This is a genomic window from Mesorhizobium sp. AR02 (assembly GCF_024746835.1).
Lineage (GTDB): Bacteria > Pseudomonadota > Alphaproteobacteria > Rhizobiales > Rhizobiaceae > Mesorhizobium.
In genome coordinates this window covers 1769637-1785386 of record NZ_CP080531.1, presented here as the reverse complement: position 1 = coordinate 1785386, position 15750 = coordinate 1769637, and the positions used below count along the sequence as shown (strand labels likewise).

Annotated in this window: 15 protein-coding genes; 5 read left to right on the top strand and 10 right to left on the bottom strand. The window is 63.5% G+C overall.

Features of this window, described 5'->3' with window-relative positions:
- Positions 1-41 precede the first annotated feature (41 nt).
- From DBIPINDM_RS12905 to DBIPINDM_RS12890, 4 genes are read left to right on the top strand one after another with little or no spacing between them, the layout of a single operon-like run.
- The gene (locus tag DBIPINDM_RS12905) at positions 42-1049 is read left to right on the top strand and encodes an ABC transporter permease subunit (RefSeq protein ID WP_258587616.1); all 1008 of its coding nucleotides are present in this window, start codon (positions 42-44) and stop codon (positions 1047-1049) included.
- On the top strand, positions 1049-1960 hold the full coding sequence (locus DBIPINDM_RS12900) for an ABC transporter permease subunit (protein ID WP_416361753.1): 912 nt from the start codon (positions 1049-1051) through the stop codon (positions 1958-1960). The genes DBIPINDM_RS12905 and DBIPINDM_RS12900 overlap by 1 nt, the downstream gene beginning before the upstream one ends.
- A complete protein-coding gene (locus DBIPINDM_RS12895) occupies positions 1960-2811 on the top strand; it encodes an ABC transporter ATP-binding protein (protein ID WP_258587615.1) in 852 nt (283 codons plus the stop codon). The genes DBIPINDM_RS12900 and DBIPINDM_RS12895 overlap by 1 nt, the downstream gene beginning before the upstream one ends.
- Positions 2808-3638 carry a dipeptide ABC transporter ATP-binding protein gene (locus DBIPINDM_RS12890; protein ID WP_258587614.1) on the top strand — a complete coding sequence of 277 codons (831 nt, stop codon included), beginning with the start codon at positions 2808-2810 and terminating at the stop codon, positions 3636-3638. Before DBIPINDM_RS12895 ends, DBIPINDM_RS12890 begins: the two co-directional genes overlap by 4 nt.
- A gap of 157 nt (positions 3639-3795) precedes the next feature.
- Here DBIPINDM_RS12890 and DBIPINDM_RS12885 read toward each other — a convergent pair whose 3' ends face one another.
- The 4 genes from DBIPINDM_RS12885 to DBIPINDM_RS12870 form a co-directional block, all read right to left on the bottom strand.
- On the bottom strand, positions 3796-5070 hold the full coding sequence (locus DBIPINDM_RS12885) for a cysteine desulfurase-like protein (protein WP_258587613.1): 1275 nt from the start codon (positions 5068-5070) through the stop codon (positions 3796-3798).
- Positions 5071-5118: 48 nt separating this feature from the next.
- Positions 5119-5793, bottom strand: coding sequence for an amino acid ABC transporter permease (locus DBIPINDM_RS12880; protein ID WP_115144620.1), 675 nt, complete (start codon positions 5791-5793; stop codon positions 5119-5121).
- Between the two features lie 169 nt (positions 5794-5962).
- Positions 5963-6760 (bottom strand): ABC transporter substrate-binding protein, encoded by a 798-nt coding sequence (locus DBIPINDM_RS12875; RefSeq protein ID WP_258587612.1) that lies wholly within the window; start codon positions 6758-6760, stop codon positions 5963-5965.
- Between the two features lie 410 nt (positions 6761-7170).
- The gene (locus DBIPINDM_RS12870) at positions 7171-7932 is read right to left on the bottom strand and encodes an HpcH/HpaI aldolase family protein (protein ID WP_258587611.1); all 762 of its coding nucleotides are present in this window, start codon (positions 7930-7932) and stop codon (positions 7171-7173) included.
- 124 nt (positions 7933-8056) lie between these two features.
- Between DBIPINDM_RS12870 and DBIPINDM_RS12865 the strand changes: the two genes are divergently transcribed.
- Positions 8057-9163, top strand: coding sequence for an LLM class flavin-dependent oxidoreductase (locus tag DBIPINDM_RS12865; protein ID WP_258587610.1), 1107 nt, complete (start codon positions 8057-8059; stop codon positions 9161-9163).
- Between the two features lie 283 nt (positions 9164-9446).
- Here DBIPINDM_RS12865 and DBIPINDM_RS12860 read toward each other — a convergent pair whose 3' ends face one another.
- The 6 genes from DBIPINDM_RS12860 to DBIPINDM_RS12835 form a co-directional block, all read right to left on the bottom strand.
- Entirely contained in the window at positions 9447-9842 is a 396-nt protein-coding gene (locus tag DBIPINDM_RS12860; RefSeq protein WP_258587609.1) for a RidA family protein, read from the bottom strand.
- Positions 9843-9907: 65 nt separating this feature from the next.
- Positions 9908-11056, bottom strand: coding sequence for an acyl-CoA dehydrogenase family protein (locus DBIPINDM_RS12855; protein ID WP_258587608.1), 1149 nt, complete (start codon positions 11054-11056; stop codon positions 9908-9910).
- Between the two features lie 231 nt (positions 11057-11287).
- The gene (locus DBIPINDM_RS12850; RefSeq protein WP_258587607.1) at positions 11288-12100 is read right to left on the bottom strand and encodes an enoyl-CoA hydratase family protein; all 813 of its coding nucleotides are present in this window, start codon (positions 12098-12100) and stop codon (positions 11288-11290) included.
- Positions 12097-12567 (bottom strand): MarR family winged helix-turn-helix transcriptional regulator, encoded by a 471-nt coding sequence (locus tag DBIPINDM_RS12845; protein ID WP_258587606.1) that lies wholly within the window; start codon positions 12565-12567, stop codon positions 12097-12099. Before DBIPINDM_RS12845 ends, DBIPINDM_RS12850 begins: the two co-directional genes overlap by 4 nt.
- Positions 12561-13334, bottom strand: a complete 774-nt coding sequence (locus DBIPINDM_RS12840) for an SDR family NAD(P)-dependent oxidoreductase (RefSeq protein WP_258587605.1) — start codon at positions 13332-13334, stop codon at positions 12561-12563. The genes DBIPINDM_RS12845 and DBIPINDM_RS12840 overlap by 7 nt, the downstream gene beginning before the upstream one ends.
- Positions 13331-15625: a bifunctional salicylyl-CoA 5-hydroxylase/oxidoreductase gene (locus DBIPINDM_RS12835; RefSeq protein ID WP_258587604.1), complete on the bottom strand. Its 2295-nt coding sequence runs from the start codon at positions 15623-15625 to the stop codon at positions 13331-13333. Before DBIPINDM_RS12835 ends, DBIPINDM_RS12840 begins: the two co-directional genes overlap by 4 nt.
- Positions 15626-15750 lie beyond the last annotated feature (125 nt).

Sequence of the window (15750 nt, the reverse complement as noted above, 5' to 3'; positions counted from 1 at the left end):
GATTGAGTGGGGCGGCGCTCTAGAGCGCCGCCCCCTTCGCCATGCTCAAATATATTCTTCACAGAATTGCACTTTTGATCCCGACGCTAGTCGGCATCACTATCTGTGCCTTCGCCTTCGTCAGGCTGCTGCCCGGCGATCCTATTCTTGCCATGGCCGGCGAACACGGCGTGGCGCCGGCGCGCTACGAAGAGCTCAAGGAGCAGTTCGGCTACAATCTGCCGATCTGGCAGCAATATGCGCGCTATGTCGGTGAGGTCGTGACCGGCGATTTCGGCGTCTCGATTTCGTCCAAACGCCCGGTGCTCGAAGAGTTCAAGACGCTCTTCCCGGCGACGCTGGAACTGTCATTCTTCGCCATGATTTTCGCCATGGTGCTCGGCATTCCGGCCGGAATCTTCGCGGCGATCAAGCGTGGTTCGTGGTTCGACCAGTCGCTGATGGGCACGGCGCTCGTCGGCTACTCCATGCCGATCTTCTGGTGGGGCCTGCTGCTGATCATCTTTTTCTCCGGTTATCTCGGCTGGACACCGGTTAACGGCCGCATCGACCTGCAGTTCTTCTTCAAGCCGATCACCGGCTTCATGACCATCGACACCTTGCTCTACGGCAAATGGGATGCATTTCGCTCGGTGCTGCGCCATCTGGTGCTACCGACAATTGTGCTCGGCACCATTCCGCTGGCTGTGATAGCGCGCCAGACGCGCTCAGCCATGCTCGAGGTGCTGGGCGAGGACTACGTGCGGACTGCCCGAGCCAAAGGGCTTTCGTCGGCTCGAGTCATCGGCGTGCATGCTTTGCGCAATGCGCTCATCCCGGTGGTCACCACCATCGGTCTGCAGGTTAGCACGCTGCTCGCCGGCGCCATCCTTACCGAAACGATCTTCTCCTGGCCGGGCATCGGCAGGTGGATGGTCGAATCCATATCCAAGCGCGACTATGTTGTCGTGCAGTCTGGCCTGCTCTTGATCGCCCTTATCGTCATGGCCGTGAACCTGATCGTCGATCTACTCTATGCCGTTATCAACCCACGCATAAGGGCGGCGTGATGAGCCAGTCGACCGAAATCGCTCCGATGGCCGCCGGCAACCCGGATCGCCTCACCGGTCTCAGGACCTTCTGGTATTATTTCTCGGTGAACCGCGGCGCCGTCATCGGCCTGTTCGTCTTCATCCTGCTGGTACTGGCGGCGCTGTTTGCGCCGCTGCTGGCTCCCTATGCACCCGACATTCAGGACAAGACCGCTTTCTTGCGGCCTCCAGCCTGGCAGGCCGGCGGCAGCACGCAATATCTGCTGGGCACCGATCCCGTCGGCCGCGACATCCTTTCGCGCTTGCTCTATGGCGCGCGCTTTTCGCTGCTCATCGGCGCGGTCGTGGTCACGCTGGCTCTCACCGGCGGCATTACGCTCGGCCTGCTGGCCGGCTATTTCCGCGGCTGGGTCGACGTCGCGATCATGCGCGTGATGGACCTCATCCTGGCGTTCCCGTCGCTGTTGCTGGCGCTGGTGATGGTCACCATCCTCGGCCCTGGTCTGTTCAACGCGATGCTGGCCATCGCGCTCGTCCTGCAGCCGCATTTCGCGCGGCTGGTGCGCGCTGCCGTGATGGCCGAGAAAAGCCGCGAATATGTCGTGGCCGCGAAGGTCGCCGGCGCAGGCCATATCAGGCTGATGCTTCGCACCATCCTGCCCAATTGCCTGGGGCCGCTGATCGTCCAGGGCACGCTGTCGTTTTCCAACGCCATCCTCGAGGCGGCCGCTCTTGGCTTCCTCGGCCTTGGCGCCCAGCCGCCGACGCCCGAATGGGGCACGATGCTCGCTTCGGCGCGCGAATTCATCCTGCGCGCCTGGTGGGTGGTGACCTTCCCCGGCCTGGCTATCCTGATCACCGTGCTTGCCATCAATCTGATCGGCGACGGCCTGCGCGACGCGCTCGATCCGAAACTGAGGAGGTCGTGATGGCGCTGCTCGACATCCAGAACCTCGTCGTTGAATTCCAGACCGTGTCAGGTCCGTTCAGGGCGGTCGACGGCGTGTCGTTGCATGTCGACGAGCGCGAAGTGCTGGCGATCGTCGGCGAATCCGGTTCCGGCAAATCGGTCTCGATGCTGGCGGTGATGGGCCTTTTGCCCTGGACGGCAAAGGTCACCGCTGATCGCATGAGCTTCAATGGCCGCGATCTCCTGAAGCTGAGCCCTGCCGAACGGCGCAAGATCGTCGGCAAGGACATGTCGATGATCTTCCAGGAGCCGATGGCCAGCCTCAATCCCTGCTTCACCGTCGGCTTCCAGATCGAGGAGGTGCTGCGTTTCCACATGGGCATGGACGGTGCGCAGCGCCGGGAGCGCGCCATCGAACTCCTCACGCAGGTCGGCATTGCCGAGCCGGCGGAACGGCTGAACTCGTTCCCGCACCAGATGTCGGGCGGCCAGTGCCAGCGCGTGATGATCGCCATTGCCATCGCCTGCAATCCGAAGCTTCTGATCGCCGACGAGCCGACCACCGCGCTCGACGTCACCATCCAGAAGCAGATCCTCGATCTCCTGGTCTCGCTGCAGGCCAAATACGGCATGGGCCTGATCATGATCACTCACAATATGGGCGTGGTGGCTGAGACAGCCGACCGCGTCATCGTCCAGTACAAGGGCCGCAAGATGGAAGAGGCCGACGTGCTGTCGCTGTTTGAATCGCCGAAGAGCAATTACACCCGCGCGCTTTTGTCGGCACTGCCGGAGAATGCCGTCGGCGACCGGCTGCCGACCGTCTCCGACATGCTGTTCGAGCCGGCGCCCTCGGGAGCCGCCGCATGACCAAGGTTGTCGAAGGCAAGAATATCGTGCGCGACTACCATGTCGGCGGCGGGCTGTTTCGCGCGCAGCGCACCGTGCATGCGGTCAAGGGTGTCTCGTTCAGCGTCGACAAGGGCAAGACGCTGGCCATCGTCGGTGAGAGCGGTTGCGGCAAGTCGACACTTGCCCGCATCATCACACTGATCGATCCCGCGACGTCAGGTGAACTGTTCATCGATGGCAACAAGGTCGACATCGCCAAGGACGGGTTGAGCAAGGAGATGCGCCGCAAGGTGCAGATCGTTTTCCAGAACCCGTACGGTTCGCTCAATCCGCGCCAGAAGATCGGCGACGTACTGGGCGAACCGCTGCTCATCAACACTGGCAAGCCGGCCGAGGAGCGGCGCGACCTCGCCATGAAGATGCTGAAGAAGGTCGGCCTCGGTCCCGAGCACTACAACCGCTACCCGCATATGTTCTCGGGCGGCCAGCGCCAGCGCATCGCCATCGCCCGTGCGCTGATGCTCAATCCGAGCCTGCTGGTGCTGGACGAGCCGGTCTCCGCACTTGACCTGTCGGTGCAGGCGCAGGTGCTCAATCTGCTCGCCGACCTGCAGGACGAGTTCCAGCTGACCTATGTCTTCATCAGCCACGATCTGTCCGTGGTGCGCTACATCGCCGACGATGTGATGGTGATGTATTTCGGCGAGGCGGTCGAATACGGCTCGCGCGAGGAGGTCTTTTCAGACCCCAAACACAGCTACACCAGGACATTGTTCGCCGCGACACCGCGCGCCGACGTCGCCTCGATCAAGGCGAGGTTGGCGAAGAAGAAGGCGGCAGCCTGACTCCAGGTGTGTCGATATTCAGGTGAGGCCGGCCTGCGAATGGCGGGGGCCTGCTCTTCCGGTGCTCACGTACCTGAAGTACGCTCCGCTCCGGTTCTCGGACCCCACCATTCTCGGCTCGGCCTGACCTGAATCTCAACACATCTGGCCAAGCCGCTCAGGACAACTTCGCGATAATCACCCGCAGCGCCTCGCCGAAGCGGTGGATTTCCTCGACCGTGTTGTAATGGACCAGCGAGGCGCGGATGGCGCCGCTGTCCATCGACAGGTTGAGGCGCTTCATCAGCCGTGGCGCGTACATGTGGCCGTCGCGGATGCCGATCTGCAACTCGGCCATTTCCTCGACGATGCGCTGCGGCGACAGCGTGCCGATGTTGAAGCAGAAGGTCGGCACGCGTTCGGTGATGCGGGCCTCGTCGGCGACGCCATAGATGGTTGCCCCGCAACCTTTCAGCACGCCAAGCATCTCGCGCGCCAGCAGCAGCTCGTAGTCGCGAATGGCGCCCATGCCGGCGACAATGTTTTCACGCCGCGAGCGGTTGTTGGAGGGCGCGAGATTGCGGCCGATCAGCTCCAGATACTGCACGGCCGCATCCATGCCCGAGACATTCTCGTAGATGAAGGTGCCGGCCTCGACCTTGTAGGGCGGCTCATCGGGGATGAAATCCTCCCGAAAAGTCGGCAGCCGCTTCAGCGTGTCGAAGCGGCCCCAGAGAAAACCCATATGCGGTGAGAAATTCTTGTAGCCGGAGCAGACCAGATAATCGCAGTCCCAGGCCTGGACGTCGATCAGTCCGTGCGGCCCATAGTGCACGCAGTCGAGGAACACTTCCGCGCCAGCCGCATGCGCGATCGCAGCCACCGAGGCGACATCGACGATCGAGCCGATCGAGTGTGCCGTCACCGTGCAGGCGACAAGGCGGGTGCGGTCGGAAACCAGCGGGCGCAGATCGTCGACATGCAGATTGCCGTCCTCCCGCATGCGCCACCACTTGAACTTGGCGCCGGCGGATTCCAGCGCCAGCCAGGTCGCGATGTTGGCGTCATGGTCCATGTCGGTGATGACGATCTCGTCGCGTTCTCCAAGCATCTGGCCGATGCCGAGGCTGACCAGGCGGATGAACGAGGTGGCGTTCATGCCGAAGCAGATTTCCGCCGGGCTATAGGCGTTGATCAGCAGCGCTACGCTTGTCCGGGCGTCGGCGACCGACTGGTCGACGGTGACGCTGCGGCCATAGCGGCCGCCGCGTTGCACATTGTGCGAAACCAGATGGCTGGTCACCGCGTCGAGCACGCTCTGCGGGATCTGCGCGCCGGCGGCATTGTCCATGAAGATGAAATCGCCGGCCCGCTGCAGGGCGGGAAACATGGCGCGGATGGTGTCGACGGGGAACGCTGAGGCGTTCGCTGTGTCGGTTTGATGCTTGTTCACGGGGTAGGCTCCTACAAAGGACTTGGGCGAGTGGATTGGTTGGCGCGGTCAGCGCGTCTTCTCGGTCTTGAAGCGGTCTTCGAGCAGGCTGACGAGGCGGACCATCGGCCAGAGGAAGATGAGATAGACCAGTGCTGCGCCGATCAGCGGCGAGGGGTTGGCGTAGAGTGACTGCGCATTGGTCGCTTCCTTCAACAGTTCCGGCAGCGCCACGGTCGAGGCGAGCGAGGTGTCCTTGAACATCGACACGCAGTTGCTGGTCATCGGCGGGATGACCACGCGGATCGCCTGCGGCAGCACCACCTTGCGCAAGGTCAAAAGGAACGGCAGGCCAAGCGCCTGCGACGCCTCGAACTGGCCTTTCGGAATGCTCTCTATGCCGGAGCGGAACACTTCGGCCGAATAGGCCGACATGATGAAGGCAAACGCCGTCACGGCGGAGGCCCAGGAGGACAGGCGGATGCCGAGGAAGGGCAGCGCGTAATAGATCAGGATCAGCACGACCAGCACCGGCAGCGCGCGGAAGATGTCGGTGTAGCCGACAGCGAGCCAGCGTACCGGCTTCGGCGCATAGAGCCGCAGCAGGCTGATTACCAGGCCGATGGGGATACCGATGCCGATGCTCAGTATGCCGAGCAGCAGCGTGTTCAGGAAGCCGCGCAGCAGCGCCGGCAGGCTCGACATGATGACATCGGGATTGAAGAAGGTGTCGATCAGCGACATGGGAGCGTTCCCGAACTGTTATGTCCCGCGACGCCAGAGCAAAGGGTGCTCCAGTTAAAACCAAACGACGTCGCCTACGGTGAGGCGGTCTGTGCGGCAAGCAGGCGCTAGAGCGTGAAATGAATCGTGCCGGCCTGGAAAAGCCGGCACGATTTCAGTGCATTGCCACTCAGGCCTTCGGCAGCGGCATTTCCTTCACCGTCGAGGAATCGGCCGGCGCGTCGCTGCCGAACCACTTCTTGTGGATCGCGGCCAGCGTGCCGTCCTTCTTCATCGCGGTCAGCGCGTCGTTGAGCTTGCCAAGCAGCGGGTGGTCCTTGGTCATCATCAGGCCGTACTGTTCGCCGGTCTTGATGCGCTGCTTGACCTTCAGATCCTTCATCTTGGTGAAGGAGTATTCCATGCCCGGAATGTCGCTGACGGCGGCATCGACGCGGCCGGCGCTGAGGTCGAGCAAAAGGTTCTGCTGCGTGTCATAGCCCTTGACGTCGCTGAAGCCATCGGCTTCCTGATGTGCCTTGACCCAGGTCTCACCGGTCGAGCCGGAGAGCACGCCGACGATCTTGCCCTTGAGATCGGCCTCGGTGTTAACAGCGCTGTCGGTCTTCGTCGCGATGCCCATATCGGAATCGTAATAGGGCTGCGTGAAGGACTGCGACTTCAGCCGCTCCGCCGTGATGGTGATCGAGGATATGGCGACGTCGATGCGCTTCGATGTCGTGGCGGCAAACAGCGCCTGGAAGCCGAGATCGGCGATATCGGTGGTCATGCCGATGCGCTTGGCCGCCTCATTGACGATGTCGACTTCAAAGCCTTCGAAAGTGCCGCTCTCGTTCTTGTATTCGAAGGGCGGATTGGTCGGATAGGCGCCGACATTGAGCACATCAGCGGCGTGAGCCGTGGCAGGGCCGGCGGCGATGCCGATGGCAGCGGCAAACAGGATGAGATTGCGACGGTTGAGCTTCATTGGAGTTCCCTCTGGGGTATTCCCTCTGGTTGTTGATCGGGCGGGGCTGACCCCGCACGGTTTCTTGCCGTCCCACCTCCCAGCGGGGCGTCAATTCATGGCGGCGACCATGCGCGCGCGGGGCTGGCGGTGGTCTCTGTATGCAGGTCGCGGATCTGGGCGCGCACGCCATCGAAAGCATAGCGCGCGCTGGATGACGACTGGGGCAGCATGAACGACAAGGACTGAACCCCTCCCACCCGAAGCACAACGATGGACTGGCCGGCAACCCCTTCCGGCACGGCAGTCGCCATCGATTTTGAATGCTTATCCAAAGTGGGCCGCTTTTCAAGGCGAAAGTTTTAAGCTTAAAAAGCTTGGCCGACCTGTTGCTCCGGCGATACGCCCCTTTTTGCCCCGCTGCGCCCGTCTCATGCCAATTCGTCGCGTGCGGCGGCGCAGTTGGCCGCGGCGCCGGCGCCAAGAAACATCGTGTCGCTGGCCAGCACGAAGAAACTCGCGCCGATGGCTGCCCAGCGGCTGATGGTCTGTGGGCTGGCGCAAAATATGCCTGCAGTTTTTCCATGTGCGATCGTTGCGCCGATGATTGTCGCGATCGCCGCATTGAGCTTGTCGGCGCCTTGCGGTCCGATCGCATCGATCGACACCGAAAGGTCGCCGGGGCCGACGAAGATCACGTCGACGCCGTCGACCGCCGCGATCGCGTCGATGTTGGCGAGCCCCTCCGATGTCTCGACCTGGACCGCGACGACGGTTCTGTCGTTGGCGCCGGCAAGATATTCGGGAATGCGATAGCCGTAGCCGGCGGCCCGGCCGGGTCCGACGCCGCGCTCGCCCTGTGGCGGGTAGCGCGAGGCTTTGACCGCCATCGCCGCCTGTGCGGCGGTCGAGACGCGCGGCACCAGCACGCCTTGCGCGCCGCTGTCCAAAGCCGCCTGGATCGCTTCCGGCGCATGGCCGGGAACGCGCACCATCGCCGGCACGCGATGGACGTCGGCCGCCCGCACCATGGTCTCGATTATGTCGCGCGAGATCTGGGCATGTTCCCAGTCGATGCAGAGGAAATCGAGGCCGGCCTGCGCCATCACTTCGACCGCGACGGGATGCGGAATGGCGGCGAAGGAACCGACGAGGTTCGTCTTGCCGATGCATTTCTGACGAAACTCACTCATGCCGATCCCTTTCTCATTCCGCCGAATTCATATCGGCAAACCATCGCAAGGCGAAGCTATTTCATGCTTGAAATATTTTCGCGGAGCCGTAGCGTGTGATCATCCGCCGCGAGCTTGAGACACGATGAAACCACATCCTTTGCACGGCTCCAATAAACTGAAGCTCGGCGTCTTTTCGACCAACGCCGATGGCGGGCTTGCCATCACCGATGTTCCGGAGCGCTGGACGGCAAGCTGGCAGGACAATCTGATGGCGGCGCAAATCGCCGACCGCGCCGGCCTGGAGTTCATGCTGCCGATTGCGCGCTGGCGCGGCTTTGGCGGCCGCAACAAGGTGCGCGAATGGTCGTTCGAAACCTTCACCTGGGCAGCGGCTCTAGCGGTTGCCACCGAACAGATCGGCCTGTTCATGACCGTGCACGTCCCGCTGGTGCATCCGCTCTATGCCGCAAAGGCGCTGGCGACGGTCGACCACATCAGCCAGGGCCGCGCCGGCCTCAACATCGTCTGCGGCTGGAACCCGAAGGAATTCGGCATGTTCGGCACGCCGCTGGTCGAGAAGGGCTATGACCAGGCAGCCGAGTGGATCGAGATCCTCGAAAAGCTTTATGCGTCGGCCGAACCTCTCGACTATGAAGGCGCCTACTATCGCCTCAAGGAAGCCGTCAGCCGGCCGGCCAGCCTGCAGGTTCCGCGTCCGGTGACCATGAACGCCGCATTCGGCGGCCCGGGTCGCGATTTCGCCGCCGCCCGCTGCGATTATCTGTTCACGACCTTTTCCGAGATGAGCGATGCCGGCAAGCATGTCGCCGATATACAAGAGCGCGCCGACAAGGTCGGCCGGGATGTCGGCGTCTACACCGTGGCGCATGTCGTCTGCCGCCCGACGATGGAAGAGGCGCAGGCTTACTACACGCGCTATGCGGTCACGATGGCTGACCATGATGCGGTCGACGCCCACATGGCCGGCAAGAAGGAATTCTCGCAGTCGCACGACCCGCACGCCTATGACCGCTATCGCCAGCGCTTCGCCGGCGGCGCCGGCACCTATCCGCTGATCGGTACACCGGAAACCATCGCCGCCGATATGGCCGCCATTGCCGGACATGGCTACCAGGGCATTGCGCTCTCCTTCGTCAACTACACCAGGGAGTTGCCCTATTTCTGCGACCACGTGCTGCCGATTTTGAGGAAAGCGGGACTTCGCGGGTCGCGTTGCTCGGGGAAGTGATCAGGCTGCCTGTTGGTAGCCAGGATTCATCGTCGGTTTCGAAGGATATTTGGCGGCGCATTCGGAATTAGCCGAAGCCCTCCCACCTTCGTCATCCTAGGGCGAAGCAGCCGCGCAGCGGCGTCGCGGAGACCCTGGGATCCATTCCGTGACCTTGATCGAGGGTACAGCGGAGCAGAATTCTGCACCGTTGCGGCGCATAAGAGTCCCGGCATGGATCCTCGGGTCTGCGCCGCGTCGCTTCGCTCCTTGCTCCGCCCGTGGATGACGAAGCGGTGGGCGTTCATTCCGGAATGACGGCGGTGGCCTGGATCTCCACCTTGGCGCGGTCCTCGACCAGCGCTACCACCTGCATGGCGGCCATCGCCGGGAAATGCCGGCCGATCACTTCGCGATAGGCTTCGCCGATCCCCCTGAGGTTGGCCAGATATTCGGCCTTGTCGGCGAAATACCAGGTCATCGAGGTGATGTGCTGCGGCGTGGCGCCGGCCTCGGCCAGCACCGCCACGATGTTCTCGAGCGTTTGCCGGACCTGACCGACGAAGTCGTCTGTCTCGAACTGGCACTGCCCGTTCCAGCCGACCTGTCCGCCGACGAAGATGAGCCGCCCACGCGCTGCGACGCCATTGGCGTAGCCGACCGGCCTGGCCCAGCCTTCCGGCTGAAGAATCTCGTGCATTTCTAGCCTCCCGGTATTTCTAAAAACCAAAGTCTCAAAATCGAATGCCCGTCAATTTCTCGCCGTCAGGCCGCGCCCATCACTTGCCTGGCGATGACCACCTTCTGCACGTCGGACGCACCCTCGTAGATGCGCAGCGCGCGGATTTCGCGATACAGGCTCTCGACGATATGGCCTTTGCGGACGCCGTCGCCGCCATGCAACTGCACCGCCTTATCGATCACCTCTTGCGCCTTGTCGGTGGCGAACAGCTTGGCCATCGCCGCCTCGCGGGTGACGCGTGCGGCGCCCATATCCTTGGTCCAGGCGGCGCGGTAGACCAGAAGGGCTGCCGCGTCGACGTCGAGCGCCATGTCGGCGATATGACCCTGCACCATCTGCAATTCGGCCATCGGCGCGCCGAACAGCTTGCGCTCGGCCACTCTGCTGATGCTTTCATCGAGCGCGCGGCGGGCAAAGCCAAGGGCTGCCGCACCAACGGTCGAGCGGAACACGTCGAGCACCGACATGGCGATACGAAAACCGTCGCCGGGCTTGCCGATCAGTGCGGCGGCAGGCAGGCGGACCTGGTCGAAGGAAAGCCGCGCCAGCGGATGCGGCGCGATCACTTCCAGACGCTCGGCTATGCCAAGGCCCATGGCGTCACCCGGCACGATAAAGGCGGAAAGCCCCTTGGCGCCCGGCGCCTCGCCGGTGCGGGCAAAGACGATGTAGAGATCGGCGATGCCGCCATTGGAAATCCAGGTCTTTTCGCCAGCGAGAACATAAGCGTCGCCGTCGCGGGTCGCCGTCATCTCGGTGTTGGCGACATCCGATCCCGAGCGCGGCTCCGACAAAGCGAAGGCCGAGATCGCCTTGCCGGCGCGCGTCTTCGCCAGCCACTGCTGCTGCTCCGGCGTGCCGAACAGGCTGAGCGCGCCGGTGCCCAGCCCCTGCATGGCGAAGGCGAAGTCGGCGAGCCCATCATGGCGCGCCAGCGTCTCGCGCGTGATGCACAGAGTGCGGACATCGAGAGGGCCAGGATTGTCGGTGTCGAGTGCTGTCGGTCTCAGCCAGCCATCCCTACCGAGTTTTTGCACCAGTTCGCGGCAGGCCGCATCGACGTCATGGTGGTCGACGGGGAGGTTTTTCGCGCACCATGCTTCCAGGCGCTCGGCCAGTTCGCGATGCCGGTCTTCGAAGAACGGCCAGTTGAGGAAGGAACGGTCAGGCATGGATGCCTCCGCAGCGCTTCGCGCGTCGCGCTCTACGGCGCCCCCCTCTGTCCTGCCGGACATCTCCCCCTCTAGGGGGGAGATCGGCTGTTGTTGCTGCTTTCGCCAATCGCCAGCGCCGCAAGGTGGGAGCCGGCGCCCAAACTGCCAATCTCCCCCCTTGAGGGGGAGATGTCCGGCAGGACAGAGGGGGGTGCTGTCCCGCCAACATTTCCAGTAAAGCGCCCATCCTCAATCCCCCTCGAACACCGGCTTTTCCTTGGCCACGAACGCCTTGTAGGCGCGCTCGAAGTCGCGTGTCTGCATGCAGATCGCCTGCGCCTGCGCTTCCGCCTCGATCGCCTGGTCGAGGCCCATCGACCATTCCTGGTTGAGCTGTGTCTTGGTGATGCCGTGCGCGAAGGTCGGGCCGGAGACGATGCGCGCCGCCATGTCGAGCGCGTCGGCCTCGAGCGCTGCCGCATCGACCAGCCTGTTGTAGAACCCCCAGCGCTCGCCTTCCGCCGCCGTCATCGTGCGGCCGGTGTAGAGCAGTTCGGCGGTGCGGCCCTGGCCGATGATGCGCGGCAGTATCGCGCAGGCGCCCATGTCGCAGCCTGCAAGACCAACGCGGGTGAACAGGAAGGCGGTCTTGGCTTCCGGCGTGGCGATGCGGATGTCGGAGCTCATGGCGATGATGGCGCCGGCGCCGACCGCCACGCCATCGACCGCCGCAATGATCGGCTTGCCGCAATTCAGCATCGCCTTGACGAAATCGCCGGTCATGCGGGTGAAAGCCAAGAGCTGCTTCATGTCCATCTTGACCAGCGGGCCGATGATGTCGTGGACATCGCCGCCGGAACAGAAATTGCCGCCATTGGAGAGGAACACCACGGCATCGACATCGTCGGCATAGACAAGGTCGCGGAACGTGTCGCGGAGTTCCGCATAGCTGTCGAAGGTCAGCGGGTTCTTGCGCTCCGGCCGATCGAGCCGGACCTTGGCGATCCTGCCCTCGACCTCCCACAGGAAATGCTTCGGCTTGAGCTCGGCCATCCCAGTCATTCGCGTCCCTCCCAGTTGCTGCGGAACGAGGTCAGCATGCCGGTCAGCCGGCGGGCATCCTCCTCGCTCACCTTGCCCAGCAATTCACCGATCCAGCCCTCATGCGCCGCGGCAATGGTGGCAAAGGACTTCGAGCCTTCATCCGTCAGCCGCACCATCGAGGTACGGCGGTCGCCATTGCGGCGGGCGCGAGCGACCAGTCCCTCCGACACGAGCCGGTCGACAATGCCGGTGACATTGCCGTTGGACACCAGCAGGAAGCGCGACAGATCACTCATCAGCATGCCTTCCGGCACGCGGTAGAGTGCTGCCATCACGTCGAAGCGCGGCAGCGTCGTATCGAATTCCTTCTTCAGGCGCTCGCGCAGTTCAGCCTCGATCGTGCGCGAGGCACGCAGCAATCTGATCCACAGGCGCAGCCGGTCCTTGCCGGGTCCCGAGGGTGCGGGCAGGGGGCCGGCTACCATGTTTCGCCTCCTGAAATGGAAATTGCTTGTCCGGTGATCGATGCCGCCGCATCGCCGCATAGCCACAGCACGGCGGCGGCAACTTCCTGCGGCTGGATGAAGCGGCCTTGCGGGTTGGTCGAGGCAAGGCTCGCCCGCGCCTCGCCGGCCGAGCGGCCGGTCTTTTCGACGATGCGCTGGATGGACTCCTCCAGCATGTCGGTTTCCACAAACCCCGGGCACACCGCGTTGACGGTGACGCCCGATTTTGCTGCCTCGGCCGCCAGCGCCCGCATCAGTCCGACGACGCCATGCTTGGCTGCCACATAAGGCGCGACATAGGCGTAGCCTTTCAACCCCGCGGTTGATGCGACGAACACGATCCGCCCCGATTTCCGCGCGGCCATGCCGGCCAGCGCCGGCTTCACCGTCAGGAAGGCGCCGGTCAAATTGACGTCGAGCGTCTTTTGCCAGTCGGCGAGCGTGGTCTTGTGCGCCGGCGTGCTGCCGGCCATGCCGGCATTGGCGACGACGATGTCGAACGGCCCGCGCGCGGCTTCCGCCGTCTCGTAGAGCGACGCCATCGCCGCCTCATTGGTGACATCGGCGACGATGCCGAAAATGCCTTCGCTTTCGCCGGCCACCTTGGCGAGCTCGGCATCGCGCCGGCCGCAAATGGTGACCTTTATGCCGGCGCCAGCCAGCGCCAGCGCGATGGCCCTGCCGACACCGGAACCGCCGCCGGTAACCAGCGCATGCTTGCCGGAGATCGCTGTTGCGGCCGTCATACTTTCAGCCCCGCGGCGGCATCACGCTCGGCCAGCCGGTAGAGCTGGTCGCGCCCGGGCAGATAGGGATCCGGCCATTTGACGCCACGGTCGCCGAGCGTCACCGCCGCATGCAGCGTCCAGTAGGGATCGGCAAGATGCGGCCTGGCCAGCGCCACCAGATCGGCGCGGCCGGCCATCAGGATCGAATTGACATGGTCCGGCTCATAGATGTTGCCGACCGCCATCGTCGCCATGCCGACCTCGTTGCGGATGCGGTCGGAAAACGGCGTCTGGAACATGCGGCCGTAGACCGGCTTCGCCAGCGCCGATGTTTGCCCGGCCGAGACGTCGCATATGTCGACGCCGGCTTCATGCAGCAGCCGTGCGATCTCGACCGCGTCGGCGGGCGTCACGCCTTCGATGCCGACCCAGTCATTGGCCGAAATGCGCATCGAGATCGGCTTTTGTGCCGGCCAGGCGGCGCGCACCGCGTGGAAGATTTCGAGGGGATAGCGCATGCGATTTTCAAGGGAACCGCCATATTCATCCGTGCGCCGGTTGGTGACCGGCGTGATGAAGGACGACAGGAGATAGCCATGCGCGGCATGGATCTCCAGCATGTCGAAGCCGCAACGGTCGGCCATTTCCGCCGAGGCCACAAATTGGTCGCGCACCAGATCCATGTCGGCGCGGTCCATAGCCTTCGGCACCTGATTCTGCGGCGACCACGCGACCGCCGATGCCGCCATGACAGGCCAGTTGCCGGAGACGAGCGGCACGTCGGTGCCTTCCCAGCCGAGTCTGGTCGAGCCCTTGGCCCCGGAATGGCCGATCTGGGCGCAGATCTTCGCCTCGGTCTCGGCGTGAACAAAATCGACCAGCCGCTTCCACGCCACCTCATGTTCGGGTGCATAGAAGCCTGGACAGCCGGGCGTGATGCGCCCTTCGGGGCTGACGCAGGTCATCTCGATATAGATGAGCCCAGCGCCACCCTTGGCGCGCTCGGCATAATGGGTGAAATGCCAGTCGGTCGGGCATCCGTCGACGGCCTTGTACTGCGCCATCGGCGAGACGACGACGCGGTTGTTGAGCCTGAGGTCGCGCAGCTTGAACGGGGCGAACATCGGCGCGCGGCGCAGCCGGTTGCCGCCCGCGCCCGCCTGGCGCTGGAACCATTCTTCCGCGCCGCCCAGCCATTCGGCATCGCGCAGCCGCAGATTCTCGTGGCTGATGCGCTGCGAGCGGGTCAAAAGCGAATAGTTGAACTGCACCGGTTCAAGGCCGAGATAGCGCTCGACCTCCTCGAACCATTCGAGTGAATTGCGCGCCGCCGATTGCAGCTTCAGCACCTCGGTGCGGCGGGCATCCTCATACTTGCTGAAGGCGGCTTCGAGGTCCGGCTCGGTCTCGACATACTCGGCCAGCGCCACCGCACTTTCCAGGGCCAGCTTGGTGCCGGAGCCGATCGAGAAATGCGCCGAAGCCGCCGCGTCGCCCATCAGCGCCAAATTCTTGTACGACCAGCGTTCGCACAGCACGCGCGGGAAGTTGATCCAGGCCGAACCACGGATGTGGTTGGCGTTGGTCATCAGCGCATGGCCGCCGAGATGCTTGGCAAAGATCCTCTCGCAGACGGCGATCGATTCCTGCTGCGACATCGCGCCGAAGCCGAAGGCAGCCCAGGTCTGTTCGCTGCACTCAACGATGAAGGTCGCGGTCTCGCTGTCGAACTGGTAGGCATGCGCCCACACCCAGCCATGCTCGGTCTTTTCGAAGATGAAGGTGAAGGCGTCGTCGAATTTCTGGTTGGTGCCGAGCCAGACAAACTTGCATTTGCGGGTGTCGATGTCGGGTTTGAAGATGTCGACGAAGGTGTTGCGCGCCCGGGAGTTCAACCCGTCGGCGGCGACGACCAGATCATGCGTCTCCATGTACGGGCGGGGGTCGGCGATGTCGGTCTCGAACATCAACTTGACGCCGAGTTCGCGGGCGCGGCGCTGCAGCAGGATCAGCAGCCGCTTGCGGCCGATGCCGCAGAAGCCGTGGCCTGACGAGACCGTGCGCACGCCGTCATGGATGACGGCGATGTCGTCCCAATAGGCAAAATGCTTCTTGATCCAGACGGCGCTGACGGGGTCGTTCTTCGACAAATTGTCGAGTGTTTCGGCCGACAGAACGACGCCCCAGCCGAACGTGTCGTCGGCGCGGTTGCGCTCGAACACCGTCACATCGTGCACGGCGTCCCGGAGCTTCATCGAAATGGCAAAGTAGAGGCCGGCTGGTCCGCCGCCGAGAACCGCAACCTTCATCTGTGCGATCTCCTCTTCGCTTGCTGCATCGTTAAGTATCGCGCCGGTGGCCAGATATTTCAAGCTTAAAGTTTTATGTCGAAATCATTATACGGACATCGGGCGGCGCGCTTGCGTGTCGTCCC